The 23,579-nt window shown below is 67.2% G+C and carries 28 protein-coding genes and 1 tRNA gene; 13 read left to right on the plus strand and 16 right to left on the minus strand.

Features of this window, described 5'->3' with window-relative positions:
- Window positions 1–32 precede the first annotated feature (32 nt).
- Complete coding sequence (locus ACAZ03_RS09245; protein ID WP_373352952.1) at window positions 33–668, plus strand: TetR/AcrR family transcriptional regulator; 636 nt, start codon at window positions 33–35, stop codon at window positions 666–668.
- 71 nt (window positions 669–739) lie between these two features.
- Here ACAZ03_RS09245 and ACAZ03_RS09250 read toward each other — a convergent pair whose 3' ends face one another.
- The 3 genes from ACAZ03_RS09250 to ACAZ03_RS09260 all read right to left on the minus strand — a co-directional run bounded on the left by ACAZ03_RS09250 (window position 740) and on the right by ACAZ03_RS09260 (window position 3,563).
- Window positions 740–1,300, minus strand: coding sequence for a hypothetical protein (locus tag ACAZ03_RS09250; protein WP_373352954.1), 561 nt, complete (start codon window positions 1,298–1,300; stop codon window positions 740–742).
- Window positions 1,297–1,785, minus strand: coding sequence for a c-type cytochrome (locus ACAZ03_RS09255; RefSeq protein WP_373352956.1), 489 nt, complete (start codon window positions 1,783–1,785; stop codon window positions 1,297–1,299). The genes ACAZ03_RS09250 and ACAZ03_RS09255 overlap by 4 nt, the downstream gene beginning before the upstream one ends.
- A gap of 65 nt (window positions 1,786–1,850) precedes the next feature.
- Window positions 1,851–3,563 (minus strand): FAD-binding protein, encoded by a 1,713-nt coding sequence (locus tag ACAZ03_RS09260; protein ID WP_373352958.1) that lies wholly within the window; start codon window positions 3,561–3,563, stop codon window positions 1,851–1,853.
- 132 nt (window positions 3,564–3,695) lie between these two features.
- Between ACAZ03_RS09260 and ACAZ03_RS09265 the strand changes: the two genes are divergently transcribed.
- Window positions 3,696–4,169, plus strand: a complete 474-nt coding sequence (locus ACAZ03_RS09265) for a MarR family winged helix-turn-helix transcriptional regulator (RefSeq protein ID WP_373352960.1) — start codon at window positions 3,696–3,698, stop codon at window positions 4,167–4,169.
- Window positions 4,170–4,250: 81 nt separating this feature from the next.
- Here the strand turns inward: ACAZ03_RS09265 and ACAZ03_RS09270 are convergent, their stop codons facing one another.
- Both ACAZ03_RS09270 and ACAZ03_RS09275 read right to left on the minus strand, forming a co-directional pair.
- Window positions 4,251–4,436 carry a hypothetical protein gene (locus ACAZ03_RS09270; RefSeq protein ID WP_373352962.1) on the minus strand — a complete coding sequence of 62 codons (186 nt, stop codon included), beginning with the start codon at window positions 4,434–4,436 and terminating at the stop codon, window positions 4,251–4,253.
- Between the two features lie 92 nt (window positions 4,437–4,528).
- A complete protein-coding gene (locus tag ACAZ03_RS09275; protein WP_373352963.1) occupies window positions 4,529–4,735 on the minus strand; it encodes a cold-shock protein in 207 nt (68 codons plus the stop codon).
- A gap of 626 nt (window positions 4,736–5,361) precedes the next feature.
- Here ACAZ03_RS09275 and ACAZ03_RS09280 point away from each other — a divergent pair.
- The 3 genes from ACAZ03_RS09280 to ACAZ03_RS09290 all read left to right on the plus strand — a co-directional run bounded on the left by ACAZ03_RS09280 (window position 5,362) and on the right by ACAZ03_RS09290 (window position 7,449).
- Entirely contained in the window at window positions 5,362–6,369 is a 1,008-nt protein-coding gene (locus ACAZ03_RS09280; RefSeq protein WP_373352965.1) for a fatty acid desaturase, read from the plus strand.
- Between the two features lie 35 nt (window positions 6,370–6,404).
- The gene (locus tag ACAZ03_RS09285) at window positions 6,405–6,572 is read left to right on the plus strand and encodes a hypothetical protein (protein WP_373352967.1); all 168 of its coding nucleotides are present in this window, start codon (window positions 6,405–6,407) and stop codon (window positions 6,570–6,572) included.
- 70 nt (window positions 6,573–6,642) lie between these two features.
- Window positions 6,643–7,449, plus strand: coding sequence for a transglutaminase family protein (locus tag ACAZ03_RS09290; RefSeq protein ID WP_373352969.1), 807 nt, complete (start codon window positions 6,643–6,645; stop codon window positions 7,447–7,449).
- Window positions 7,450–7,480: 31 nt separating this feature from the next.
- Here the strand turns inward: ACAZ03_RS09290 and ACAZ03_RS09295 are convergent.
- The 10 genes from ACAZ03_RS09295 to ACAZ03_RS09340 form a co-directional block, all read right to left on the minus strand.
- A tRNA-Arg gene (locus ACAZ03_RS09295) sits at window positions 7,481–7,557 on the minus strand.
- A gap of 54 nt (window positions 7,558–7,611) precedes the next feature.
- Window positions 7,612–8,832 carry a cysteine desulfurase gene (locus ACAZ03_RS09300; protein WP_373352970.1) on the minus strand — a complete coding sequence of 407 codons (1,221 nt, stop codon included), beginning with the start codon at window positions 8,830–8,832 and terminating at the stop codon, window positions 7,612–7,614.
- Window positions 8,829–9,440 carry a Yip1 family protein gene (locus ACAZ03_RS09305; RefSeq protein ID WP_373352972.1) on the minus strand — a complete coding sequence of 204 codons (612 nt, stop codon included), beginning with the start codon at window positions 9,438–9,440 and terminating at the stop codon, window positions 8,829–8,831. The genes ACAZ03_RS09300 and ACAZ03_RS09305 overlap by 4 nt, the downstream gene beginning before the upstream one ends.
- The gene (locus ACAZ03_RS09310) at window positions 9,437–9,922 is read right to left on the minus strand and encodes a hypothetical protein (protein ID WP_373352973.1); all 486 of its coding nucleotides are present in this window, start codon (window positions 9,920–9,922) and stop codon (window positions 9,437–9,439) included. Before ACAZ03_RS09310 ends, ACAZ03_RS09305 begins: the two co-directional genes overlap by 4 nt.
- 1 nt (window position 9,923) lies before the next feature.
- Window positions 9,924–11,213, minus strand: a complete 1,290-nt coding sequence (locus ACAZ03_RS09315; RefSeq protein WP_373352975.1) for a SufD family Fe-S cluster assembly protein — start codon at window positions 11,211–11,213, stop codon at window positions 9,924–9,926.
- Window positions 11,213–11,968 (minus strand): Fe-S cluster assembly ATPase SufC, encoded by a 756-nt coding sequence (gene sufC, locus ACAZ03_RS09320; protein ID WP_373352977.1) that lies wholly within the window; start codon window positions 11,966–11,968, stop codon window positions 11,213–11,215. The genes ACAZ03_RS09315 and sufC overlap by 1 nt, the downstream gene beginning before the upstream one ends.
- A gap of 15 nt (window positions 11,969–11,983) precedes the next feature.
- A complete protein-coding gene (locus ACAZ03_RS09325) occupies window positions 11,984–12,574 on the minus strand; it encodes a hypothetical protein (RefSeq protein ID WP_373352978.1) in 591 nt (196 codons plus the stop codon).
- Window positions 12,575–12,607: 33 nt separating this feature from the next.
- The gene (gene sufB, locus ACAZ03_RS09330; protein WP_373352980.1) at window positions 12,608–14,113 is read right to left on the minus strand and encodes a Fe-S cluster assembly protein SufB; all 1,506 of its coding nucleotides are present in this window, start codon (window positions 14,111–14,113) and stop codon (window positions 12,608–12,610) included.
- Window positions 14,110–15,165 (minus strand): cysteine desulfurase family protein, encoded by a 1,056-nt coding sequence (locus ACAZ03_RS09335; protein WP_373352981.1) that lies wholly within the window; start codon window positions 15,163–15,165, stop codon window positions 14,110–14,112. The genes sufB and ACAZ03_RS09335 overlap by 4 nt, the downstream gene beginning before the upstream one ends.
- Window positions 15,166–15,182: 17 nt before the next feature.
- Window positions 15,183–15,710: an Rrf2 family transcriptional regulator gene (locus tag ACAZ03_RS09340; RefSeq protein WP_373352983.1), complete on the minus strand. Its 528-nt coding sequence runs from the start codon at window positions 15,708–15,710 to the stop codon at window positions 15,183–15,185.
- Window positions 15,711–15,883: 173 nt separating this feature from the next.
- Here ACAZ03_RS09340 and ACAZ03_RS09345 point away from each other — a divergent pair, with 173 nt between their 5' ends.
- Genes ACAZ03_RS09345 through ACAZ03_RS09355 form a run of 3 tightly spaced genes read left to right on the plus strand, consistent with a single transcriptional unit; the run spans window position 15,884 to window position 17,940 of the window.
- Window positions 15,884–16,537, plus strand: a complete 654-nt coding sequence (locus ACAZ03_RS09345; protein WP_373352985.1) for an alpha/beta hydrolase — start codon at window positions 15,884–15,886, stop codon at window positions 16,535–16,537.
- 6 nt (window positions 16,538–16,543) lie between these two features.
- A complete protein-coding gene (locus ACAZ03_RS09350; protein WP_373352987.1) occupies window positions 16,544–16,783 on the plus strand; it encodes a hypothetical protein in 240 nt (79 codons plus the stop codon).
- Window positions 16,780–17,940, plus strand: a complete 1,161-nt coding sequence (locus ACAZ03_RS09355; RefSeq protein WP_373352989.1) for an HD domain-containing protein — start codon at window positions 16,780–16,782, stop codon at window positions 17,938–17,940. Before ACAZ03_RS09350 ends, ACAZ03_RS09355 begins: the two co-directional genes overlap by 4 nt.
- A 12-nt stretch (window positions 17,941–17,952) precedes the next feature.
- On the opposite strand, the gene ACAZ03_RS09360 is transcribed toward ACAZ03_RS09355, so the two are convergent.
- Window positions 17,953–18,348, minus strand: coding sequence for a DUF4112 domain-containing protein (locus tag ACAZ03_RS09360; protein WP_373352991.1), 396 nt, complete (start codon window positions 18,346–18,348; stop codon window positions 17,953–17,955).
- 253 nt (window positions 18,349–18,601) lie between these two features.
- On the opposite strand from ACAZ03_RS09360, the gene ACAZ03_RS09365 reads away from it, so the two are divergent.
- The 5 genes from ACAZ03_RS09365 to typA all read left to right on the plus strand — a co-directional run bounded on the left by ACAZ03_RS09365 (window position 18,602) and on the right by typA (window position 23,469).
- Entirely contained in the window at window positions 18,602–19,816 is a 1,215-nt protein-coding gene (locus tag ACAZ03_RS09365) for an NADP-dependent isocitrate dehydrogenase (RefSeq protein WP_373352993.1), read from the plus strand.
- Between the two features lie 155 nt (window positions 19,817–19,971).
- Window positions 19,972–20,598 carry a YitT family protein gene (locus tag ACAZ03_RS09370; RefSeq protein ID WP_373352995.1) on the plus strand — a complete coding sequence of 209 codons (627 nt, stop codon included), beginning with the start codon at window positions 19,972–19,974 and terminating at the stop codon, window positions 20,596–20,598.
- 5 nt (window positions 20,599–20,603) lie between these two features.
- The gene (locus ACAZ03_RS09375) at window positions 20,604–21,215 is read left to right on the plus strand and encodes a YitT family protein (protein WP_373352996.1); all 612 of its coding nucleotides are present in this window, start codon (window positions 20,604–20,606) and stop codon (window positions 21,213–21,215) included.
- Between the two features lie 11 nt (window positions 21,216–21,226).
- A complete protein-coding gene (locus tag ACAZ03_RS09380) occupies window positions 21,227–21,556 on the plus strand; it encodes an SMR family transporter (RefSeq protein ID WP_373352998.1) in 330 nt (109 codons plus the stop codon).
- A gap of 92 nt (window positions 21,557–21,648) precedes the next feature.
- Window positions 21,649–23,469 carry a translational GTPase TypA gene (typA, locus tag ACAZ03_RS09385; RefSeq protein ID WP_373353000.1) on the plus strand — a complete coding sequence of 607 codons (1,821 nt, stop codon included), beginning with the start codon at window positions 21,649–21,651 and terminating at the stop codon, window positions 23,467–23,469.
- The last annotated feature ends 110 nt before the right edge of the window (window positions 23,470–23,579 follow it).

Below are 23,579 nucleotides of genomic sequence, written 5' to 3' on the forward strand. Positions count from 1 at the left end.
CGCGGTGACGGAACTTAAAGAGGCTCGATGCGATGAATTCAGATCTGGATCGACAGCCCGGCCGCCAGCCGAGATCGGACGCAAAGCGCACCGACATTCTGGACGCGGCCGAGGCGCTCTTCGTGGCCTACGGCTACGAGCGACCGAGCGTGGACGCGATCGCCGCCCGGGCGAACGTGTCCAAACGCACCATCTACAATCAGTTCGACGGCAAGCAGGCGCTCTTTGAAAAGGTCCTCGAGCGCGTCCATGAGACTCTGGTCGCCATCGTCCGGTCGGCGCTGGACGAGGAACTCTCGGACCCAGGCGACCTTCGCGCCTCCCTGATCGCCTTCGCGAGGCGGGTGACAATCGAGGCCCTTCCCTCGGCGGATTATGTGAAGTTCCGGCGGCTGACCTTGCCCTCCACCCCCAGGGAGCTGCTTCCCGCAAGCGTGCGGATACACCCCGAGACGCTGCTAGAAGAGCGCTTCGCCCAGCTCGCCGCTGAGGGCCACATCGCAACGGAAGAGCCCCGCACCGCAGCCAGACACTTCACTGCGCTGACCATCCGGCTCGTCCTGGAGGAATCCGGGGACGGTGAGGCGTTTGCAACGGCGGATGGTGGAGCGGGCAAGATCATCGCGGACGGCGTCGATGCCTTCCTGCGAGCCTATGGGACCCGCTGAAGTATGGTGACTTGGTCGCCGATTTTTCGGCTTCTCGCACACACCTACCCGGCCAGCCCCCCGGATGCGGCTCAGGAGCTCCGCACCGCCCCGGCGACGCTGGCGCCCAGTTCACGCGCCACGAGGGAGGTCTGCTCAAGGACCTCGGCATCCACATCGCGTAGCGTGACCGTGATGTGAGGCGCCTGTTGCAGGGTGACGGGCATGGCGGAGAGCGTTTGCGGGAAGCCGGCGCCGATCGCCGTGATCTCGCGCACGCGCTCCGGCCAGAGGAAGCCCAGGACCATCGCGAGGACGGCGCCCTGCCCCTGGCCGAGAAGGCCGACGGGGGTGCCAAGGCGCTCTGCGACCTCTCCCAGCACGATCTCGATCTGGAAGAGCGCATCGCCGAAGGTCGAAAGCTCAGGCCGCTCCACCGGGCCGATATGCCAATAGGCGCCGTAGGGCACGCCATTGCCGCCGATGGTCTGCACCCGCGAGCCCCGGACCGCGATGCGCCGGGTGTCGGCGGGCAGTTCCGCCTCGCCGAATCGCCGCACGTCATCGAGCGAGTGATACTTGTCGGCGAGGACGAGCCAGGGCAGCCCGCCCTCCGGCCCGTCCTGCGCGGTGTAAAGAAGACTGTCGGTCACTCTGAGACATCCGCGTCGGTCGGCTCGGCCGCGTCATCGGCGTCCGCGGCGTCCTCGCCTGCGTCCTCCGCCGCGTCTTCCGCCGCGCCCTCCTCGGGCGGCAGGCTCTCGATCCAGGCGAAGATCGCCTCAAGTTCGGCGTCGCGCAGCCGGCCGCCGAGCGGCATCCGTTCGCCGGAGCCGCCCACCTCGACATGAGTTCCCTGCAGCTTGTGCGCGAGGTAGGATTGCTCGAGGTTCCCCGGCTCGACGCGGTTCATCCCGGCCAGCTCGACGGAGGGCACGCCGAGGATGTTGTCGAGCGACGAGCCGGCCTGCAGAGACATTTCAGAGCCGGGCGCCCTGTCGTTGTGGCAGGCGACGCAGCGCCGGTCGAACGTGCGCTGCACGTCCGCCTCGAAATCCACGGTGGCAGCATTCTGCGCCGCAGCGGCGCCCGCAAGGAAGGTGAGACCGCCGAGGGCGGCCGCGAAAGGCAGTTTCATGGGTGGCATCCTGAGAGGGGAAGTGACCCCGCCCCGCGCAACCGGCGGGGCGGGATGGAGCCGGGTCAGCCCTGCGACGCGGCGTGTTCGCCCGCCATGTAGCCGAAGGTGATCCCGAGGCCGAGCGTGCCGCCACCGCCGAGGTAGCTCTTGCCCGAGGGCGAGGCGCCGGCATTGCCCGCCACGTAGAGGCCGGGGATCGGCTCGTCCCGGGTCGAGATCACCTGGGCGTTCTCGTTGAAGACCGGGCCGCCCTTGGTGTCGAGCGTGCCGGCCGCGAGGAGGATGGCGTAGTACGGCCCCTCCTCCGAGATCGGCGCCATGTAGGGGTTCGGATAGCCGCGGTCGAGCGGGATCGCATGGAAGAACCGGTCGATCGGCGCCTCGCCGCGGTGGAAATCCTCGTCCACGCCGGTCTCGGCGAACCCGTTGAAGCGCGTCACCGTCTCCGCCAGCGCCTCGGTGAAGTTGTCGGCCAACTTGTAACTGCCGATCTCGCTCGCCAGCGAGTCGAAGCGCGCCTGGATATTGGCCGCAAGCTCCTCCCAGGTCGCGCCGGTGATGACGTGCTTGGGCAGGTCGGCGCCCGGTTGCGGAATGAGGAAACCGCCGAACTCGCGGGCCTTCTCGTCGAAGATCATCATCTGGTAGAGATTGGGATAATCCCCGTTGAAGATGTCGTAGGCTTGGTGAGAGCGCGTGCGCTCGGGATAGACGTATTTCTCGTCATACATCCGCTGGCCGAACCGGTTGACCGCGATCATCGAGTCGCCGCCGAGGAAGAACACGCCCGACGGCACCGAGGAGTATTCGAGCACTTCCTCGAGGATCTCCTGCTGGTTCCACGCCTCGTTGAGGTTGCCGAGCTTGGCGCCGATCTCGGAGGCCATGAGGATCAGGTCTCCCTCGTTGGTCGGCACGGCGCAGCCGCCCATGACCGGGGTGCGCAGATAGGTGGTGCGCATCTGCTTGTTGTGGGTGAAGCCGCCCGACCCGAAGATGACGCCCTTGCGCGCGCGGAACATGCGCTCGCCGTCCGGCGTGTCGGCGACAACGCCGATGACCCGGCCGTCTTCCTCGCGGACGATCTTGGTCACGCGGTGGCTCGTCAGGATCTCGCCGCCGTGGTCGAGAACGTAATTCTCGAAATAGTAGATCATGTCGGCGCCGAAGCCTTCGGTGCCGTCCTCGTTGCGCGTGCTCGTCTGGCGGCCGCGGATGCCGGCGTTCTCGGCCAGCTGGGCATGATAGTCGGAGCCCGGCTCGCCCTCCCAGGACAGGGCCATGGTCGAGGGCAGCGCGCCGCTGTCGTTCAGCGTCTCCACGACGCGCGCGGCGTTGTCGTAGTAGGTGTCGAGCAGCTTCAACTGCAGATCATAGAGCCCGTAGGTCTCGCTCTGGTCGTTGTAGAGTTCGGGGAAGGAGACGCGGGCGCAATAGCGCAGGAAGTCTTCCTTGCTGTCCTCGATGCCCATCGCCCGCATATAGGGGCTGTTCGGGATCCAGAAGCCGCCGCCGGATTTCGCCGTCGTGCCGCCGGTATAGGGCGCCTTCTCGAGCATGATGACCTCGGCGCCGTTGTCGATCGCACCGACCGCGCCCGCAAAGGCCGCCCCTCCCGAGCCGACGGCGATCACGTCCGTTTCCTGGTCCCAGCTCTGCGCCTGCGCGCTCGATACCGTGACGACGCCCATGCTCGTGCCGGCCGCGCCGAGACCGGCAGCCTTCATGAAGCCCCGGCGCGAGACGCGCGAGGCCGACTTCTGTTGATCTGTCATCGTTTCCTCCCTGGGATTATTGTATCCCTGCATACTGTATTAAGGAATACAGCCTTTCCGGTCAAGGAGCCGGGCCCTGTGGCCCTTCCCGGGGGGACGAGGTAAAGGGGCCCGAAACAATCAGGCCGCGCCATGGATGACGATCATTCCGATGCTCAGACCGCGAAGGGCAAAGCTGCGCGCATCGCGCGGCAGAGCAGTGCCCTTTATGCGATCCACGAGGTCTCGCGCCTGATCTCGGTCGTCTATGACGACTACGTCGCGGAGCACGGGCTCACGCGGGCGCGGTGGTGGACGCTGATGCATGTGGGCGAGAACGAAGGCGCCTCGCAGACCAGCATTGCCGCCATGCTCGGCACCGGGCGGGCCGCCGCGGGGCGGCAGATCTCCAAGATGGAGGCGCTCGGGCTGATCGAGCGGCGCTCCGATCCGAACGACAGCCGGGTGCGCACCGTCTATCTGACGGCGAAGGGCCGCGAGCTGCTCGAGCCGATGGAGCACGCGGGCTACGTGCTCTTCGCCAAGTTCTTCAGGGGGTTCGAAGAGGCGGAAGAGAAGACGCTCGTGCAGTTCCTCGACCGGCTGAAGGCGAACGCGGCGGAGTGAGACGCCCGATGGCGCCCTTAGGCGTCAGACGAGCCGCTCCAGCCTGACGATTGCCCCTCGTCGGCCGCCCTGCTCCGCCCCCTACTCCGCCGGCCGCTTCCGATCGGGCCCGCCCGCCTCGCTCTCAAGCCGCGCCGCCCGAAGGCGGGCGGTCTTTTCGGCGCGGGCGTCGGTCTCCATCTCGATGAGCCGGCGTGCTTCGCGGTCGGTCCGTTCGAAGGGCGACAGGGGCGACCAGACCTTGGTCTTCTTCGTTGAGCGCGTCATGATTGCCTTTCATGATTGGGGGATATGGCCGGCGCCTCAGCCCCGGCCGGCGCTTTTAAAGGCGCTAGTGCTGCAGCCAGTGCCGCCGCCTGTCAGGCCAGGGCCAGGTTGGTGGCGTTCGGCCGGCCATCGCGGCCGTCCTCGACGTCGAAGGTGACCTTCTGGTCCTCGTCGAGCTGCGAGAGGCCCGCCTGCTCCAGGGCGGAGCGATGGACGAAGACGTCCTTGTCGCCCGTATCCGGCGTGATGAAGCCGAAGCCCTTGGTGGCGTTGAACCATTTCACGGTGCCGGTGGCCATCGTGACATCCCTTCGCATCTCCGCCGCCCGCAAGATGCGGCAGCCCGGCAGCTCAGGATCGATGCCTGAACCACGTGCGCCGGCAAACGGGCCACTGCGATTGGGGAGCAGAAAGTCGAAACGGGGTTGCCCTGTCACGCTACGCTCATTCCATCCGTTAAAGAACCCGGAAAAGGGGACAATGCAGGGCGAAGAGGAGGAAATAAATATTTCCGTTTATAATCAACATCCTTGGCGATCCGGCGCGCTTTTCCCGGCATTTACCCCGTATTTCGAGGTGCTTTTCGCCCGCGAGAGCCTATCTAAGAGGGAGAGCGGAAAACTCCGCCTTATCCATTGCCCGGAACTCCGCGACCACGCCCGCGGTCATGTCCGTTTTCGCCTTCACGATCAGCGCAAGCACGAGCCTCCCGGCATGCCCGGGCCCGGCTCGTGGCGGCCTTCCGGCGCCTCTGGGCGCCCGCCATAGCGGCGCAGGAGGGCGACCCGCGCCGCCCGTCTTCACCCGTCATACGGACAGGAGCCTTCCTTCGATGCGATCAAGTCAGACAGAGGCCGCCCACGACCTGGCCGCCCCCGCCATGGCCTCCCCCAATGTTGCTGCCCCCGACGTTTCTGCGCCCGACTTGGCCGGACGCGACTGGATTCGCGTTCTCGCGAGCTATCGCGACCCCTCCCCGCGCCGCAGCAATCTGGAAGTTGCGCTGACCATCATCCCCTTCTTCGGCCTCCTCGCCCTCGCCTGCTGGGCGTTGTCGATCAGCCATGCGCTGGCCGTCGCCATCGCGGCGCTGAACGGCGCCTTCCTCGTGCGGCTCTTCCTGATCCAGCACGATTGCAGCCACGGCGCGCTCTACCGCTCGCGCTCGCTCAACACCTGGCTCGGGCGGGTGCTCGGCGTCTTCACGCTGACCCCTTTCGACGTCTGGCGCCGCTCGCATTCGATCCACCACGGATCGGTGGGCGATCTCGACGAGCGCGGCCTCGGCGATATCCCGACGTTGACCGTCGGAGAATACCGGCAGCTCACCCCGCTCCGCCGCGCGATCTACCGCACCTACCGCCACCCGCTCTTCCTCTTCGGCTTCGTGCCGGCCTTTCTCTTCTTCGTGCGGAACCGCGTTCCCGCGGGCCAGATGTGCGCCGGGGCCCGGTACTGGACGAGCGCCATGCTGACCAATCTCGCCATCGCAGTGCTCGTCGCCATCGCGATCTGGCGGGCCGGGGCGCCGGCGCTCTATGCCTTCGTGCCCACGACGCTCGTCGGCTCCACGATCGGCATGTGGCTCTTCTACGTCCAGCACCAGTTCGAGAAGACAGAATGGGACAGGAAGCCGGAGTGGACCCTGCACGAGGCGGCGCTGCACGGCAGCTCGCATCTCGTCCTGCCGCCGGTGCTGCGCTGGTTCACCGCCAATATCGGCGTGCACCATGTGCACCACCTGCATGCACGGATCCCCTTCTATCGCCTGCCCGAAGTGCTGCGCGATCACCCCGCGCTCGACCAGGCGCAGCGGCTGACGCTGCTTGAGAGCTTCCGCTGCGCGCGCCTTCACCTTTGGGATGAGGATCGCCGCCGGCTCCTCTCGTTCCGCGATGCCTCCCGCGCCCCCATGGCCGGCGCGGCTGCCTGATCCCCGCCTTATCCCGCCCTCAGAAGGAGCCCGACATGGGTTATTCGACCCCGAAGAAGCCGTTCGACCTCAAGGAATTCCTCGAAAGACCGCCGGTGCCCGGCCGCAATTCCGGCTACCGCCGCTTCCGCTCGATCTACAGCATGCGCAAGAAGGAGGAGCTGGCGGAGGCGGAGGGCAAGCCCAAGAACGCGCCCTCCTGACGGCCCGCCAGTCCCTGCCCTTCCCGGCCCCCAACGGGGACCCTGCTCCATCGCCATGAGGAGGACCTTGATGCGTCTGCGCGTCGGTTTCCGGATCGAATTCCAGCTGCCCCAGCCCACCCCGATGATCACCCTGCTGAACATCCATTCCTCCCGCTCGGGCGATCTCGAAAGCCCCGACGGCCTCAGGGCGGCGCCGGCCGTCTGGCTGCGCGGCTATCATGACGGCTTCGGCAACTGGTGCACCCGCTTCGTCGCCCCCGCCGGGCGGTTCGAGATCACCAGCGACGCGGTGATCCGCGACAATGGCCAGCCCGATCCGCAGGCCCCGCGCGCGCGGCAACTGATGGTCGAGAGCCTGCCCGACGAGATGCTGACCTTCCTCCTCGGCAGCCGCTATTGCGAGACCGATGTCCTGCAGGAAGAAGCCTGGCAGCGCTTCGGCCAGATCGAGGGCGGATGGGACAGGGTGCAGGCGATCTGCGATTTCGTGCACGGGCACATCCGCTTCGACTATCTCGAGGCCAGCGCCACGCGGACGGCCGCCGGCGCCTTCCATGAGGCCCGCGGCGTCTGCCGCGACTTCGCGCACCTCGCCGTCACCTTCTGCCGCTGCCTCAACATCCCGGCCCGCTATTGCACCGGCTACCTGGGAGACGTCGGCACCCCCCCGCCGCATCCGCCGGGCGATTTCGCCGCCTGGATGGAGGTCTATCTCGACGGCGGCTGGCACGTCTTCGACCCGCGCAACAACACGCCGCGCATCGGCCGGATCCTCATCGCCCGCGGCCGCGACGCCGCCGACGTGCCGCTGACGCAGACCTTCGGGGCGAGCGAGCTTAAGGGCTTCGAGGTCTGGACCGACGAGATCGGCTGAGACGGCGAGCCTGGGTCTGGCGATGGGGAAATGGCGCACCCGAGAGGATTCGAACCTCTGGCCTCTGCCTTCGGAGGGCAGCGCTCTATCCAGCTGAGCTACGGGTGCCGCGCGCGCCTCTATAGGGGCATCCTCCCTGCCCTGCAACGGGCAAAGCGCCGGTCAGGCGAAGAGGTCGTGGCAGAGCTCGAGGGCCGAGATCAGCCGGTCGACCTCCTCCTCGGTGTTGTACATCGCGAAGGAGGCGCGGGCCGTCGCCGAGACGCCGAGGTGGTCGAGGAACGGCATGGCGCAATGCGTCCCCGCCCGTACCGCGATGCCGCGCTTGTCGAGCACGGTGGAGAGGTCATGCGCATGCGCGCCCTCCATCGTGAACGAGAAGATCGCGGCCTTGCCGGGCGTCTGGCCCTGCACCTGCAGCCAGTTGAGCCCCGCGAGCCGCTCCTGGGCATAATCGCGCAGGCGCCGCTCATGGGCGGCGATGTTCTCCATGCCGAGGCCCATTATGTACTCCAGCGCCACGCCGAGCCCGATGGTCGCGGCGATGCCGGGCGTGCCGGCCTCGAACTTCATCGGCGGGTCGTTGTAGCTGACGGCATCGCGGGAGACCTCGCGGATCATGTCGCCGCCGCCCATGTAGGGGCACATCTCGTCCATCCGGTCGCGGCGGATCCAGATGGCGCCGGAGCCGGAGGGCCCGTAGGTCTTGTGGCCGGTCATCGCGTAGAAATCGCAGCCGATCTCGGCCACATTGACCGGCATGTGGACGGCCGATTGCGAGCCGTCGACGAGCACCGGAATGCCCTTCTCGCGGGCGCCGGCCGAGATGGCGGCGACATCCACAACCGTGCCGGTGACATTGCTCAGATGCGTGACCGCGATGAGCTTCGTCCGGGGGCCGCAGGCGGCCAGCACCGCTTCGGGGTCGAGGGCTCCGGTCGCATCCGTCTCCACCCATTTCAGCACCACGCCCTGCCGTTCGCGCAGGAAGTGCCAGGGCACGATATTGGCATGGTGCTCCATGATCGAGAGGACGATCTCGTCCCCCGCCTCCAGCCGCGGCGCGGCCCAGGAGGAGGCGACCATGTTAATGCCGTGGGTGGTGCCGGTGGTGAAGACGATCTCGTCCTCGTCGGGCGCGCCGAGGAAGCGGGCGATGATGCCGCGGGTGCCCTCGTATTTCTCCGTCGAGATGTTCGACAGCGTGTGCAGGCCCCTGTGAACGTTGGAATAATCCTGCTCGTAGAGGCGGGTCATCGCGTCGATCACGACGCGCGGCTTCTGGGCGCTGGCGCCATTGTCGAGATAGGTCAGCGGGTGGCCGTTGACCTCTCGCGACAGGATCGGAAAATCGGCGCGGACGCGGGCGATGTCGAAGCTCACAGCGGCGCTCCCAGAAGGATGGATATGGCGGAGATCACCACCGTCCCGCCGATCAGGATGGCGAAGCCGAGGCCGACGATCAGCATGAAGCTCTTCATCAAGGAGCCGAACCTGTGGGTTTCATTGATGAAATGCAGCATGATCCAGAACTGCAGGATGATCGCGGCGATGGCGGTGAAGATCAGGACAGGCGGGATGACCAGCGCGAGGACGAGCTGACCGAGGCCGAGGACGACGCTCATCACCTCCGTCCAGAGAACGGTGGTGAGTGCGCCGGTGAAATCGCCCTCGCCCCCGATGGCGCGGCCGCCGTAGTGCAGCGCGAAGACGAAGATCACCAGCGCGGCGCCGACGATGAAGGCGAAGGTGATGGGGCTGAGCGCCACCATGCCTTCGGCGATCGGCTGGATGGTGCCCCCCGCCGGAATGCCGGCGACGAGGGCATTGAGGATGGCGACGAGCGCGATGCCCGGCCAGAGGACCTGCCGCGTCAGGCGCATGTCCAGAAGCTCTCGCGCGACGCCGGCCGGGTCGCGGAAGCTCTCACCAATGAGCCGCGCGAGGCCCGCCCCGCCTGCGGGACCGGAGCCGCCGGAGGGCAGGCTCACGACGGTGCCCCGGCCGCTTCGCGCAGACCCGCGACGAAGATGAAGGCGAAGCCGGCGATCCAGAGCGCGCCCACCAGATGCGTGCCGGGCGCGGGGCCGACGAAGCCGGCCATCAGCCCGTAAAGGAGCGCGCCGGGTGTCGCGGCGAGCAGCGCCCAGAAGAGCGACAGGCGGAGCTGCCAGCCCTCTATGCCGGAGCGGAGGAGGCGCAGGAGCCCCGCGGCCAGCCCCGTCAGCAGATAGAGCGCCAGCGGCCAGACGAACATCCAGGCGAGGAATTCATAGGCCATGAGCTGCGCGAGCTCGGTGCCCGTCGCCTCGGCCACCCGCGCCAGCCGCGGCCATTGCGCCACGAAGATCACGAAGCAGCCGGCCATGAGGAAGACCAGCGACCGGTCTTCCCGCCGTCCGGCGGCCGTGAGGCGGCGCATCACCGCACGCGGCGACCACCAGCTCGCCAGGATATCCGTCGAGACCGCCATCTCAGCCGCGCCGGCGGGCCAGCCAGCCCTCGAGCCGGTCGCGGATCTCGTCGGCGAGCCCCTCGTCCTCGATCTCCTCCAGCGCCTCGGCGAGGAAGGAGAGCGTCAGAAGGTCCGTCGCCCGCTCCTTCGGTATGCCGCGCGAGCGGAGGTAGTAGAGCGCCGTCTCGTCGATGGCGCCGGAGGTGGAGCCGTGGCTGCAAACGACGTCATCGGCATAGATCTCGAGCTCGGGCTTCGCGAGGAACTGGCTGTCGCCGTCGAGAAGGAGCGACTGCGAGATCTGGTAGCCATCGGTCTTCTGCGCGCCGGGCTTCACGAGGATCTTGCCCTGGAAGACGCCGGTGGCGCCGTTCCGCAGCACCTTCTTGAAGACCTGCCGGCTTTCGCAGCCGAGCGCGTCATGGGTGATGAAGACCGTGTCGTCGTCGTGGAAGTCCTTGCCGTCGCCGAGCGAGGCGCCGGCGACATGAGCCACGCCGTCATTGCCATCGAGCCAGAGCACCGCCTCGTTGCGGGTCATGGCGCCATTGGCGGTGAGCGTGAAGCTCTTGAAAAGGCTGCCTTCCCCGAGCGCGGCGAAGACATGCGTCGCCGCACGGCGCCCGTGCTCGCGGCCCTGGGTGCGCACGTGGTGGAACTTCGCGCCCTTGGCGACATCGACCTCCATCACAGCGTTCAGCCGCGCGGCGGCGGGGCCATTCTCGAGCAGCGTCAGCTCGGCGCCCTCCTCCAGCCGGATCACATGGTGCAGCGCCACATCCGCCGTCTCGCTCTCGCGGCGATAGGTGATGTGGACGGGCCGGTCTGCGGTGCCGGTGACGCGGATGACGACGCCATCGGTCGCGATGGCGGAGTTTAGCGCCGCAAAGGGCCGGGCGACGGGGCTCTGGCCGCGCGCCTCCAGCTTGCCGTAAAACTCGCGGGCCCAGTGGATATCAGCGTCCATGGCGGCGGAGAGCCGGGCGATCTCAAGCCCGGTGCCCTCGAGCGCGCTCGAGGCCGCGGCATCGAACACGCCATCGGTGAAGACGATGTGCAGCGTCTCGCGGGCGGCAAAGATGTCATCCTCGGCGCCGTCGAACAGCGCCGCGGGCGCCGCCTCGGGGGCGTTGAGGCTGTCCGGCCGGGTGAAGCGCCAGTATTCGTCGCGGCCATGCGGAAGGCCCATGGCCGTCAGCCGCCCGAGCGCCTCGGCCCGCGCCTCGCGGGCCCAGAGCGCGCCCTGGGGCAGCGTGAGCGTCGCCAGCCGCGCGTCGGTCACATCCTGCTTGGGCTTCGGCAGCGCCATCAGGCCAGCTCCCCGAGGATGTTGGCGTAGCCGTTCTCCTCGACCTCGAGCGCCAGTTCGGGCCCGCCCGTCTTGATTATCCGGCCATCGGCCATGATGTGCACGACATCGGGTGTGATGTGGTTCAAAAGCCGCTGGTAGTGGGTGATGACGAGGAAGCTGCGGCCCTCGGAGCGCAGGGCGTTCACCCCTTCGGAGACGAGCTTCATCGCATCGACATCGAGGCCGGAATCGGTCTCGTCGAGGATGCACATCTTCGGCTCGAGGACGGCCATCTGCAGGATTTCGTTGCGCTTCTTCTCACCGCCCGAGAAGCCGACATTGACGGGCCGCTTCAGCATCTCGGCGTCGATGTTGAGCGTCTTGGCCCGCTCGCGCACGAGCTTGAGGAAGTCCGCCGCGCTGACCTCCTCCTCGCCCTTGGCCTTGCGCTGCGCGTTGAGCGCGGTGCGGAGGAACGTCATGTTGCCGACGCCCGGGATCTCCACCGGATACTGGAACGCCAGGAACAGCCCGGCCGCCGCGCGCTCCTCGGGCTCCATCGCGAGCAGGTCCTCGCCCTCGAGCGTCGCCGTGCCGCCGGTCACTTCGTAGCCCTCGCGGCCCGAGAGCACGTAGGACAGTGTCGACTTGCCGGAGCCGTTCGGCCCCATGATCGCATGCACCTCGCCGGCGCCGACCTCGAGATCGACACCCTTCAGGATCTGCTTGTCTTCTTCTTCAAGATCGACCGTCAGGCCCTTGATGTTCAGCATATCGTCCTCATCATCTCATTTCGGCGTGACCATCAGCGACGCGATGCGCCGCAGGTCGCCGGGATTGATCGTCTGCGGCGAGATCTCGAAGCGGGCCATGCGGCCGCGCGTCTCGGCAGGCTTCACGAAGTCCTCCACGACCTTGTAGATCGGGCGGTCGGTGTAATCGTCGAAGAGCACCCGCATCGGCGCCTTCGTCAGAAAGAGGCAGGCCAGCAGGCAGGCGGGGCGGAAGCGCCCGTCGATCAGCGCGAGGTCAGGCTGCACGAAATCGGGGCGTTCCCAGACCGACAGCGGGTAGTCGGGAAACCGCGTGAAGGGCGGCTTCGGCAGCGGCATCCCCCAGTCGCCCGTCGGGCCGATATCGGCATGGTGCAGGTGCAGCTTGTCCATCGGCCCGTCGCCGGCCAGCGCCTCGCTGAGGCTCTTCAGCCATTCGGCATCGCTCTCGACGGAGAAGACGCGCTTGCCCAGCGACTGCGCGAGCGCCGTCGACCCGCCGGAGCCGTATTCTAGGATCACCTCGGCGCGGGCATATTCCTCCCGCAGCCAGGCTTCCTCCTGGTCCGGCATCGAAATCTTGGGCGCACCAGCCAATGCAACCATCACTCAACTCTCCTCGCTGAAATCAGAAAAAGCTCAACCCACGGAGCCTTCGAGCGAGATCGCCACGAGCTGCTGGGCCTCCATTGCGAATTCCATCGGCAGGGCCTGCAGCACGTCCTTGCAGAAACCGTTGACGACGAGCGCCACCGCCTCTTCCTCGTCCATGCCGCGCGAGCGGCAGTAGAAGAGCTGGTCGTCATCGACCTTGGAGGTCGTCGCCTCGTGCTCCACCCGGGAGGAATTGTTCTTCACCTCGATGTAGGGCACCGTATGCGCCCCGCAGCCGGAGCCGATCAGCAGCGAGTCACACTGGGTGTAATTCCGGCTGTTCGTGGCCTTGGGATGCATCGAGACGAGCCCCCGATAGGTGTTCTGCGCCCGGCCGGCGCTGATCCCCTTGCTGACGATGCGGCTCTTCGTGTTCTTGCCGAGGTGCTGCATCTTCGTGCCGGTATCGGCCTGCTGGGCGTTGTTGGCGATGGCGATGGAGTAGAACTCACCCTGGCTGTCGTCACCGCGCAGGATGCAGGAGGGGTATTTCCACGTGATCGCGGAGCCGGTCTCGACCTGCGTCCACATGATCTTCGCCCGGTCGCCCCGGCAATCGGCGCGCTTGGTGACGAAGTTGTAGATGCCGCCCTTGCCGTCCTCGTCGCCGGGATACCAGTTCTGCACGGTGGAATACTTCACCTCGGCGTCTTCCTCGATGACGATCTCCACCACCGCGGCGTGAAGCTGCGCCGTGTCGCGCTTGGGCGCCGTGCAGCCTTCCAGATAGCTGACGTAGGAGCCCTTGTCGGCGATGATCAGCGTCCGCTCGAACTGGCCGGTGTTCTCGGCATTGATGCGGAAATAGGTCGAGAGCTCCATCGGGCAGCGCACGCCCGGCGGCACGTAGACGAAGGAGCCGTCGGAGAAGACCGCCGAGTTGAGCGTCGCGTAGAAGTTGTCCGAGACGGGCACGACGCTGCCCAGGTACTTACGCACCAGCTCGGGATGCTCGACGATGGCTTCCGAGATCGAGCAGAAGATCACGCCGGCCTTGGCGAGCTCGTCCTTGAAGGTGGTGCCCAGGGAGACGCTGTCGAAGACGGCATCGACGGCCACGCGGCGGTCGCCTTCGGCCGGCTCGACGCCGGCGAGGAGCGCCTGCTCCTTCAGGGGGATGCCGAGCTTCTCGTAGGTGGCAAGGAGCTTGGGGTCGACCTCATCGAGCGATTTCGGCTTGGTTTCCATGCTCTTGGGGCGGGCGAAGTAATACTGCTCCTGAAAGTCGATGTCGGGCAGATCGAGCATGGCCCAGGTGGGCAGGCTCTGGTGCTGCCAGCGCTCGAAGGCCTTCAGGCGCCACTCGGTCATCCACTCCGGTTCGTTGTTCTTCGCCGAGATCAGGCGGACGATATCCTCGTTCACGCCCTTCGGAGCGTATTCCGTCTCGATCTCGGTGTTCCAGCCGAACTTGTAGGTGCCGGCGAGCTTGGCGACGGCATCCACCGTCTCCTGCTCGACGGCCTCTCTTGTGGTGACGACCTCGGTCATGCGTCTATCCTCGTCTCGGAGCGGGGGCCGATGGCCCGGCGCCGCTTTTCTCCAAATGTGCGGGCGAAGGCCAGCACGGATTCCTCTGTTGTGTCGGGCCCCAGCGAGATGCGCATCGAGCACGCCGCGTCCTCGCCGTAGCCCATCGCCTCGAGCACCCGGCTCCGCCGCACCTTGCCGGAGGAGCAGGCCGAGCCCGCCGAGACGGCGAAACCGGCGAGGTCCATGACCATCACCTGAGTCTCGCCCTTCCAGCCGGGGGAAATGACATTCGTGACGTTCGGCAGGCGCGCCTGCCCTCTCCCCACGATATGGACCCCCGGGGCGGCCTCTTCCAGTGCCTCTTCAAGAAGAGCGCGGCGGGCCGCAACCTCTTCCCAGACCCCGGCGGCCAGATCGGCCTGCGCGGCGGCGGCCGCGGCGCCGAGCCCGGCGATGCCGATGATGTTCTCGGTGCCGGCCCGGCGCGACATCTCCTGCCCGCCGCCGAGCGCGCGGGCGGCGACCTCCTGGCCCGGCTTGACGATCAGCGCGCCCACGCCCTTCGGCCCCCCGAACTTGTGGGCGGAGAGGACGGCCATGGAGATGCCGGACCAGCCGAAGGCGAAGGGCAGCTTGCCGAAGCCCTGGGTGATGTCGCTGAGCGCCAGCCCCTCGGGCAGATCCTGCAGGATCCCCGTCTCGGAATTGGCGAGCTGCAGCGCCGAGGTGGCCGGGTCGGTTACCGCCACCCTGCCCTCGCGGCTCACCTCCAGATCGGGGGTGCACCAGGCGAGCGCCGCCTCGTGCTCGACCGGCGCGCAGTGCAAGGCCCGGCCGGCGAGGCCGAGCCCGAGCGCCTCCGTCGCGCCGGAGGTGAAGATGATGTCATCTGCCTCGCAGCCCACCGCCTCGGCGAGCTGGGCGCGGGCCTTCTCGACCAGCCCCTTCGCCGCCCGCCCCTCGGCATGGACGGAGGAAGGGTTGCCGGCGACATCCATCGCCGCCGCCATGGCGGCCCTCGCCTCGGGGCGCAGCGGCGTCGTTGCCGCGTGATCGAGATAATGGCGCATCGGGTCCTCTTCCGGGCTCAGGCCGGGCTCACGGGGTCGCGCCCCACGATGTGGTCCTCCGACCCCTCGCCGGCAATCGGGCCGAGCGTTTCCTCGACGACCTCGAAGAGCGCCGGCACAGCGCGGCAGGGGGCGAGGCCGTTGCGGGTCACGTCCGACAGGCGCGTCTGGTGGAGGAAAACATAGACATGCGCCGCGAGCGATTCCCACAGGCGGTTGGTCAGGCTCTGCGCCCGGCTGCCCGAGGCGCCGCCCGAGGCGCCGGCGCCCTTGTGCATGGCGCTGACCGTCTCGTCGACTGCCGCCAGCACATCGGCGATGGTGATCTCCTCCGCCGGGCGCGACAGGCGGTAGCCGCCGCCGGGGCCGCGCACGCTGTCGACCAGATCGGCGCGGCGCAGGCGCACGAAGAGCTGCTCCAGATAGGGCAATGACAGATCCTGGCGGCGGGAGAGCTCGGTGAGGCTCATCAGCTTGCCCTCCGGCTGGAGCGCCAGATCGCAGAGCGCCACCATCGCGTAACGACCCTTTGTCGACAGCTTCATCGGCGTCTCTCCTCTCGCTCCAAGCCCGGGCGCGGGCCCTATTGCATTGACGCCGCGCCGGGGGGCCATTACCTCCCTTGCAGCTTGGCCGGGCCGAAAGGCGCCGGTTTAGAATTATTCTAAAGAGCCCGAGCGTTTCCGTCAAGAAACCCCGGGCGGTCTTGAGGACGCACATGCCCGAAGTCATCTTCCCCGGCCCCGAGGGCCGGCTCGAAGGCCGCTACCACCCGCAGCGGGCGGCCGACGCGCCCATCGCGATCATCCTGCATCCGCATCCGCAATTCGGCGGCACGATGAACAACCGGGTTGTCTACAACCTGCATTATGCCTTCCACGATCTGGGCTTCACGGTGCTGCGCTTCAACTTCCGCGGCGTGGGGCGGAGCCAGGGCGAATACGATCAGGGCATCGGCGAGCTCTCCGACGCCGCCTCGGCGCTCGACTACCTGCAGTCGATGAACTCCAACTCCAAGCATTGCTGGGTCGCCGGTTTCTCCTTCGGCGCCTGGATCGGCATGCAGCTTCTGATGCGCCGGCCGGAGATCACCGGCTTCATCTCCGTCGCGCCGCAGGCGAACATGTACGACTTCTCGTTCCTCGCCCCCTGCCCCTCCTCGGGCCTCGTCATCAACGGCTCGGCCGACCGCGTGGCGCCGCCCGCGGATACCGAAGCCCTTGTGAAGAAGCTGCACGAGCAGAAGGGCATCACGATCACCCATGAAACCATCGAAGGCGCCGGGCATTTCTTCGAGGATCCGCACATGGACACCATGATCGGCTCGGTGAAGGAATATGTGGCCCGCCGGCTGACGGAGAACACCCGCTGAGGCGCAATGAGCATCCTTGAAGAGATCGCCGACAAGCTCGCCATCGAGACCATCAAGGTGATGGATGCGCTCGGCGACGATCAGTATTTCAATCAGGTGGCGAAGGAGATCGGCTCCTCCAGCCAGACGATGGAAGAGGCGTTCCTGACCGCGATGCGGATGCGCCTCGCCGAGCGGCGCGCCAAGGCGATGCTGCGGGCCGAGGCCGAGCGGATCGCCGAGGCGCGCGGCAAGCCGAAGGCATGAGCGCCGGGCCGAATGCCCGCCTCGAGGCCCAGCTCGCCTTCCTGGTGGAGGCCGACCGGCTGAAGAGCGTCGCCCGCGCCAACCTCCTGATGGACGGCTCGCGCCGCGAGACGACCGCCGAGCATTCCTGGCACCTCGCGCTCTGGGCGCTGATCTTCGAGGATCTGGCGCCGCGAGGCTGCGACCTCGACCGGGCGCTCCTCATGGCGCTGATCCACGATCTGGTGGAGATCGACGCCGGCGACCATCCGATCCACGAGGGCCACGACCCCGCCGAGGTGGCGGCGAAGGAGGGGGCGGCGGCGCGGCGACTCTACGGGCTTCTGCCGGAGGATCAGGGCACCCGGCTCCACGCCCTCTGGGAGGAGTTCGAGGCAGGCCAGAGCCCCGAGGCGCGCTTCGTGCGGATTCTCGACGCCGCCCAGCCGATCCTGCAGACGCTTTTGCAGGAAGAGATGTCGGCAGCCGACCGCGACATCACCCGCGCCAACCTGACGCTCGGCCGCAGCGCCGCGCTTGCCGACCTCTGGCCGGCGTTCCACGCCCATGCGGTGGGCCTGATCGAGGGCGCCGCCCCGCGCCCGCCCGAGCCGCTCGGCGCCCGGCTGCGCTTCCTCGCCGAGGCGGACCGGCTGAAGACCGTGCTCCGCGGCACCACGATCTTCGACGGCTCCCGCCGCGAGAATTCCGCCGAGCATTCCTGGCATCTGGCGCTCTATGCGCATCTTCTGCCCGAACATGCCGAGCGCCCGGCCGATGCGGCCCGGGCGCTGCGGATGCTGATCCTGCACGATCTGGTGGAGATCGACGCCGGCGACGCGCCGATCCACGGCGATCACGACGTGGCGGCGCTGGAGGCGGCCGAGCGCCGCGCGGCAGACAGACTGTTCGGTCTGCTCCCCGGCGGCGCCGCGCTCCGCGCGCTCTGGGACGAGTTCGAGGCCGCCGAGACGGCGGATGCGCGCTATGCCAAGAGCATCGACCGCGTGCAGCCGGTCATGGCCAATCTCGAGGCTGGCGGCGGCACCTGGATCTCCTTCGCGGTCAGCCGCGAGAAGCTGGAGACGCGGGTCGGATCCAAGGTGCGCCGGGGTGCCCCGGCGCTCTGGGCGGCGCTCCTGCCCCGCATCGACGCCTGGTTCGGCGAACGGGCCTGACCGCCCTGGCCGTCAGGCGTCTGGGGCGGTCTTCGTCAGATGCGCGCGCAGGATCGCGGCATTGCGCAGGTTGGCCTTGAAGCCGAGGTCGAAGAGGTCGCCCAGGACGGGCACGAGACCCACGACGTAATCCACGCCGGTGTTTATCATCATCTTCGCGATCTGGTGCCGCGGCAGCCCGAGCTCCCGCGCCCGCCAGATCATCCAGGCCGAGGGCGCCAGCACGACCGTATCGCCGACGCCCGGCACGAGACCGATGAGGGAATCGAGCCCGAAGGGCACACCGAAGATGCGCCAGCGCGCATCGAGAAGCCGCGCCACCTTCTCCAGCCGCGCCAGCTCCGCCGCGTGGTCGACGGTGGCGTGGTCACTGGGTGTGGGACGGACCTGTCTGTCTGTATATGTCATGCGCGGAACCTCCGTGGCATCAACGCAAGCGGAGCGGAAAGGTTCGATCCCGGGTGTCTCGGGGCAGGAAGGGGGTGGCCGGCGCCAGTGCGCCGGCCAGCGGGGGCCCTGCCCCCGCACCCCCGAGGTATTTCCGGCCAGATGAAAGGCAGCGTATCGCCGGAGCGATGTATACAATGGCATACTCCCTTCCCCCATGACGGGGATTGGGCTATGAGCCGCGGCAACCCGCAACTCATCCGGAGATGGATCCATGACGAAGATCAAGGTTGAAAACCCGGTCGTCGAGCTCGACGGCGACGAGATGACCCGCATCATCTGGGACTTCATCAAGCAGAAGCTGATCCTGCCCTATCTCGACATCGACCTTCTCTACTACGACCTCGGCATCGAGGAGCGCGACCGCACGGACGACCAGATCACCGTGGATGCCGCCGAGAAGATCAAGGAAGTCGGTGTCGGCGTGAAATGCGCCACCATCACGCCGGACGAGGCGCGGATGGAAGAATTCGGCCTCAAGCGCATGTATCGCAGCCCCAACGGCACGATCCGCAACATCCTCGGCGGCGTGATCTTCCGCCAGCCGATCATCTGCAAGAACGTGCCGCGGCTCGTCCCCGGCTGGACCAAGCCCATCGTCGTCGGCCGCCACGCCTTCGGCGATCAGTACCGCGCCACCGACTTCCGCTTCCCCGGGCCGGGCAAGCTGACGATCAAGTTCGAGGGCGCCGATGGCGAGGTGATCGAGAAGGAGGTGTTCGACGCGCCCTCCTCCGGCGTCACCATGGCGATGTATAACCTCGACGAGAGCATCTACGACTTCGCCCGCGCCTCGATGAACTACGGGCTCAACCTCGGCTGGCCGGTCTATCTGTCGACCAAGAACACGATCATGAAAGCCTATGACGGCCGCTTCAAGGACATCTTCCAGGAGGTCTACGAGGCGGAATTCAAGGAGAAGTTCGAGGCCAAGAAGATCTGGTACGAACACCGGCTGATCGACGACATGGTGGCCTCGGCGCTGAAATGGTCGGGCGGCTATGTCTGGGCCTGCAAGAATTACGATGGCGACGTGCAGTCCGACACGGTGGCCCAGGGCTTCGGCTCGCTGGGGCTCATGACCTCCGTCCTGATGACGCCCGACGGCAAGATCGTGGAATCGGAGGCCGCGCACGGCACCGTCACCCGCCACTTCCGCCAGCACGAGAAGGGCGAGCAGACCTCGACCAACTCCATCGCCTCGATCTACGCCTGGACGGGCGGGCTCAAGCACCGCGCCAAGCTCGACGGCAACGAGCCGCTCATGACCTTCGCCACCACGCTGGAGAAGGTGATCGTCGACACGGTGGAGTCGGGGCACATGACGAAGGACCTCGCGCTCCTCGTCGGGCCCGACCAGAAGTGGCTGACCACGATGGGCTTCCTCGAGAAGCTCGACGAGAACCTGAACAAGGCGCTCGCGGGGTAAGCGGGGGCCGGTGGGGCCGGTGGGGCCGGGCTGAAGCCCGGCCTACGGCGGTCCGGCCTACGGATTGAACAGGCAGGCGGCGGCTCCTCCGAGGGGCCGCCGTTTTGCATGGGGCCAGATTGACCGGGCCGGGGGCCGGGCCTAGCCTTTCCCCCATGCCCGCGCCGATGCCCCTTCCCGATGAATACCGGCAGAGCCACACGCCGCTGGAGGATCTGCAGGGCCTCTCCATCGGGCTCATCGCAGCGGCACTGGGGCTCAGCTTCCTGACCAGCCTCGGCTTCCTCACCGGGCAGACGGCGGGGCTCGCGCTCATCATCGCCTATCTCGGCGGCTGGTCCTTCGGCATCGTCTTCTGGCTGGTGAATCTGCCGTTCTACCTGCTCGCCTGGCGGCGCCTCGGCCCCGAGTTCACGCTCAAATCGCTCGGCTGCGTCACGATCCTCTCTGTCCTCGTCGACCTCATTCCCCGCTGGATGGCTTTCGAGACGCTGAACCCGATCTTCGGGACGCTCTGCTTCGGCGTGCTCACCGGCTTCGGCCTGCTTGGCGTCTTCCGCCACAAGGGCTCGCTCGGCGGGCTCGGCGTCGTCGCGCTCCTTGCGCAGGACCGCTTCGGCCTCCGCGCCGGCTATGTGCAGCTCGCCGCCGACGTGCTGATCTTCGCCGCCGCCCTTTTCCTTTTCGAGCCCCGCGTTGTGGGATACTCGCTCTTTGGCGCGGTGATCCTCAATGGCGTGATCGCCTTCAATCACCGGCGCGACCGCTACATCGCCGAGTAGGATCCATGACAGACACCGCGACCCCGCCCCGCCACAGCCCGCTGGAGGATGCGCTGGGGCTGGTCAGCGGCACCACGCTATGCGCCTTCTCGCTGCAGATCCTGACGACGCTCGGGCTCATCACCGGGCAGACGGCGGGGCTGGCGGTGCTGCTCAGCTACCTCACTGGCGCGTCCTTCGGGCTCGTGTTCTTCGTGGTGAACCTGCCCTTCTACTGGTTCGGCTATCGCCGCATGGGGCTGCGCTTCACGCTGAAGACCTTCGCCTCCGTCGCGCTCCTCTCGGGCCTCTCCATGCTCATGGACCCGCGCGTCGCCTTCGAGACGCTGCACCCCGCCATCGGCATCCTCGTCTTCGGGGTGATGACCGGCACCGGCCTTCTGATCCTCTTCCGCCACGGCGGCTCGCTCGGCGGCATCGGCGTCATGGCGCTCTACCTGCAGGATTCCTTCGGCTGGCGCGCCGGCTGGGTGCAGCTCGGCTTCGACGCCCTGCTCTTCGCTGTCGCCTTCCTCTTCCTGCCGCCGCTTCTGGTCGTGCAATCCCTGATCGGCGCTGGCATCGTCAATGTCGTCATCGGCCTGAACCACCGCCGCGACCGCTACATCGCGACCTGAGGACGCGCCCCATGCATTACGTCTATCTCGTGTTCGCCATCATGGCGGAGACCATCGGCACCACGGCGCTGCAAGCCTCGCAGCAGTTCAGCCGGCTCTGGCCGTCGGTCGTGGTCGTCGTGGCCTATGCCGTGTCGTTCTACCTGATGGCGATGGCGCTGAAGGTCATGCCGGTCGGCATCGTCTATGCCATCTGGTCGGGGCTCGGCATCGTCTTCATCGCGCTCATCGGCTTTCTGGTCTTCCGCCAGCGGCTCGACCTGCCGGCGGTGATCGGGCTGGCGCTGATCCTCGCGGGGATCATCGTCATCCATGTCTTCTCGAAGACCACGACCCATTAAGGCCGCGCCGCAACCCTGCCCTGCGCGCAAGGCACTGGCCTTTGCTGCAATTGCACGGTAAGGGCGCGCAACCCCCCCTTCGAGGCAGAGACATGGACCTTCGCAATATCGCGATCATCGCGCACGTCGACCACGGCAAGACGACCCTTGTCGACGAGCTGCTCAAGCAATCCGGCACCTATCGCGAGAACCAGGCCACGACCGAACGTGCCATGGATTCCAACGACATCGAGCGCGAGCGGGGGATCACCATCCTCGCCAAATGTACCTCGGTCGAATGGCACGGCACGCGGATCAACATCGTCGACACCCCCGGCCACGCCGATTTCGGCGGCGAGGTGGAGCGGATCCTCTCCATGGTCGACGGCGTGGTGCTGCTGGTGGACGCCGCCGAAGGGCCGATGCCGCAGACCAAGTTCGTGACCTCGAAGGCGCTGGCGCTGGGGCTGAAGCCCATCGTCGTCCTCAACAAGGTCGACAAGCCCGATGCCGAGCCCGACCGGGCGCTCGATGAGTGCTTCGACCTCTTCGCCAATCTCGGCGCCACGGACGAACAGCTTGATTTCCCGCATCTTTATGCCTCCGGCCGCTCCGGCTGGGCGGATGCGGAACTCGACGGGCCGCGCAAGAACCTCGATGCGCTCTTCAAGCTCGTCGTCGATCACGTCGAGCCGCCGAAGCAGCAGGCGCATGATTCCGAGCCCTTCTCCATGCTGGCAACGACGCTCTCGGCCGACCCGTTCATGGGCCGGATCCTGACGGGCCGCGTCGAATCCGGGCGGCTAAAGGCGGGCGAGACGGTCAAGGCGCTCTCGCGCAAGGGCGACAAGATCGAGCAGTTCCGGATCAGCAAGATCCTCGCCTTCCGCGGCCTCGGTCAGCAGCCGATCGACGAGGCCGTCGCCGGTGACATCGTCACCCTCGCCGGCATGACCAAGGCCACCGTCGCCGACACGATCTGCGCGCTGGAGGTCGAAACGGCCATCCCCGCGCAGCCCATCGACCCGCCGACGATCACCGTCACTTTCGGCATCAACGATTCGCCCCTCGCGGGCAGGGACGGCAAGAAGGTGCAGAGCCGCGTCATCCGCGACCGCCTGATGAAGGAAGCCGAATCCAACGTCGCGATCCGCATCGCCGACACGCCCGGCGGCGAAGCCTTCGAGGTCTCCGGCCGGGGCGAGCTTCAGATGGGCGTCCTCATCGAAAACATGCGCCGCGAGGGGTTCGAGTTGTCGATCTCCCGCCCGCAGGTGATCTTTCGCAGCGAGAACGGCCAGCAGATGGAGCCGGTCGAGGAGGTCACAATCGACGTCGATGACGAGTTCACCGGCGTCGTCGTCGAAAAGCTCACCGGCCACCGCAAAGGCGATCTGGTGGAGATGAAGCCCGCCGGCGCCGGCAAGACCCGCATCGTGGCGCATGTGCCCTCGCGCGGGCTCATCGGCTATCACGGCGAGTTCCTGACCGATACGCGCGGTACCGGCGTGCTCAACCGCATCTTCCATGGCTGGACGGCCCATCGCGGCCCGATCCAGGGGCGGCGCCAAGGCGTGCTGATTTCGATGGAGAACGGCACCGCCGTCGCCTATGCCCTTTGGAACCTCGAAGAGCGCGGCAAGATGTTCATCGACCCGCAGGACCCGGTCTACGAGGGCATGATCATCGGCGAGCATGCGCGCGACAACGACCTCGAGGTGAACCCGCTCAAGGGCAAGAAACTCACCAACGTCCGCGCCTCCGGGACGGACGAGGCCGTGCGGCTGACGCCGCCGGTCAAGATGAGCCTCGAGCAGGCCATCGCCTATATCGACGACGACGAGCTCGTCGAGGTGACGCCGAACGCCGTGCGCCTCCGCAAGCGCTTCCTCGACCCCCACGAGCGCAAGCGCCAGGCCCGCGCGGCGAGCTGACACAGGGCCGGCGGCTGCCCCCAGCCGCCGGTCGCCGACCGGCCTCCTCTGACAGCCAGGAACTCACTGGTTCCGCATCGGCTCCTCCTTGACCTCGCCTCATGTTCACC

Source organism: Pseudoroseicyclus sp. CXY001, from assembly GCF_041714655.1.
GTDB lineage: Bacteria > Pseudomonadota > Alphaproteobacteria > Rhodobacterales > Rhodobacteraceae > Pseudoroseicyclus_A.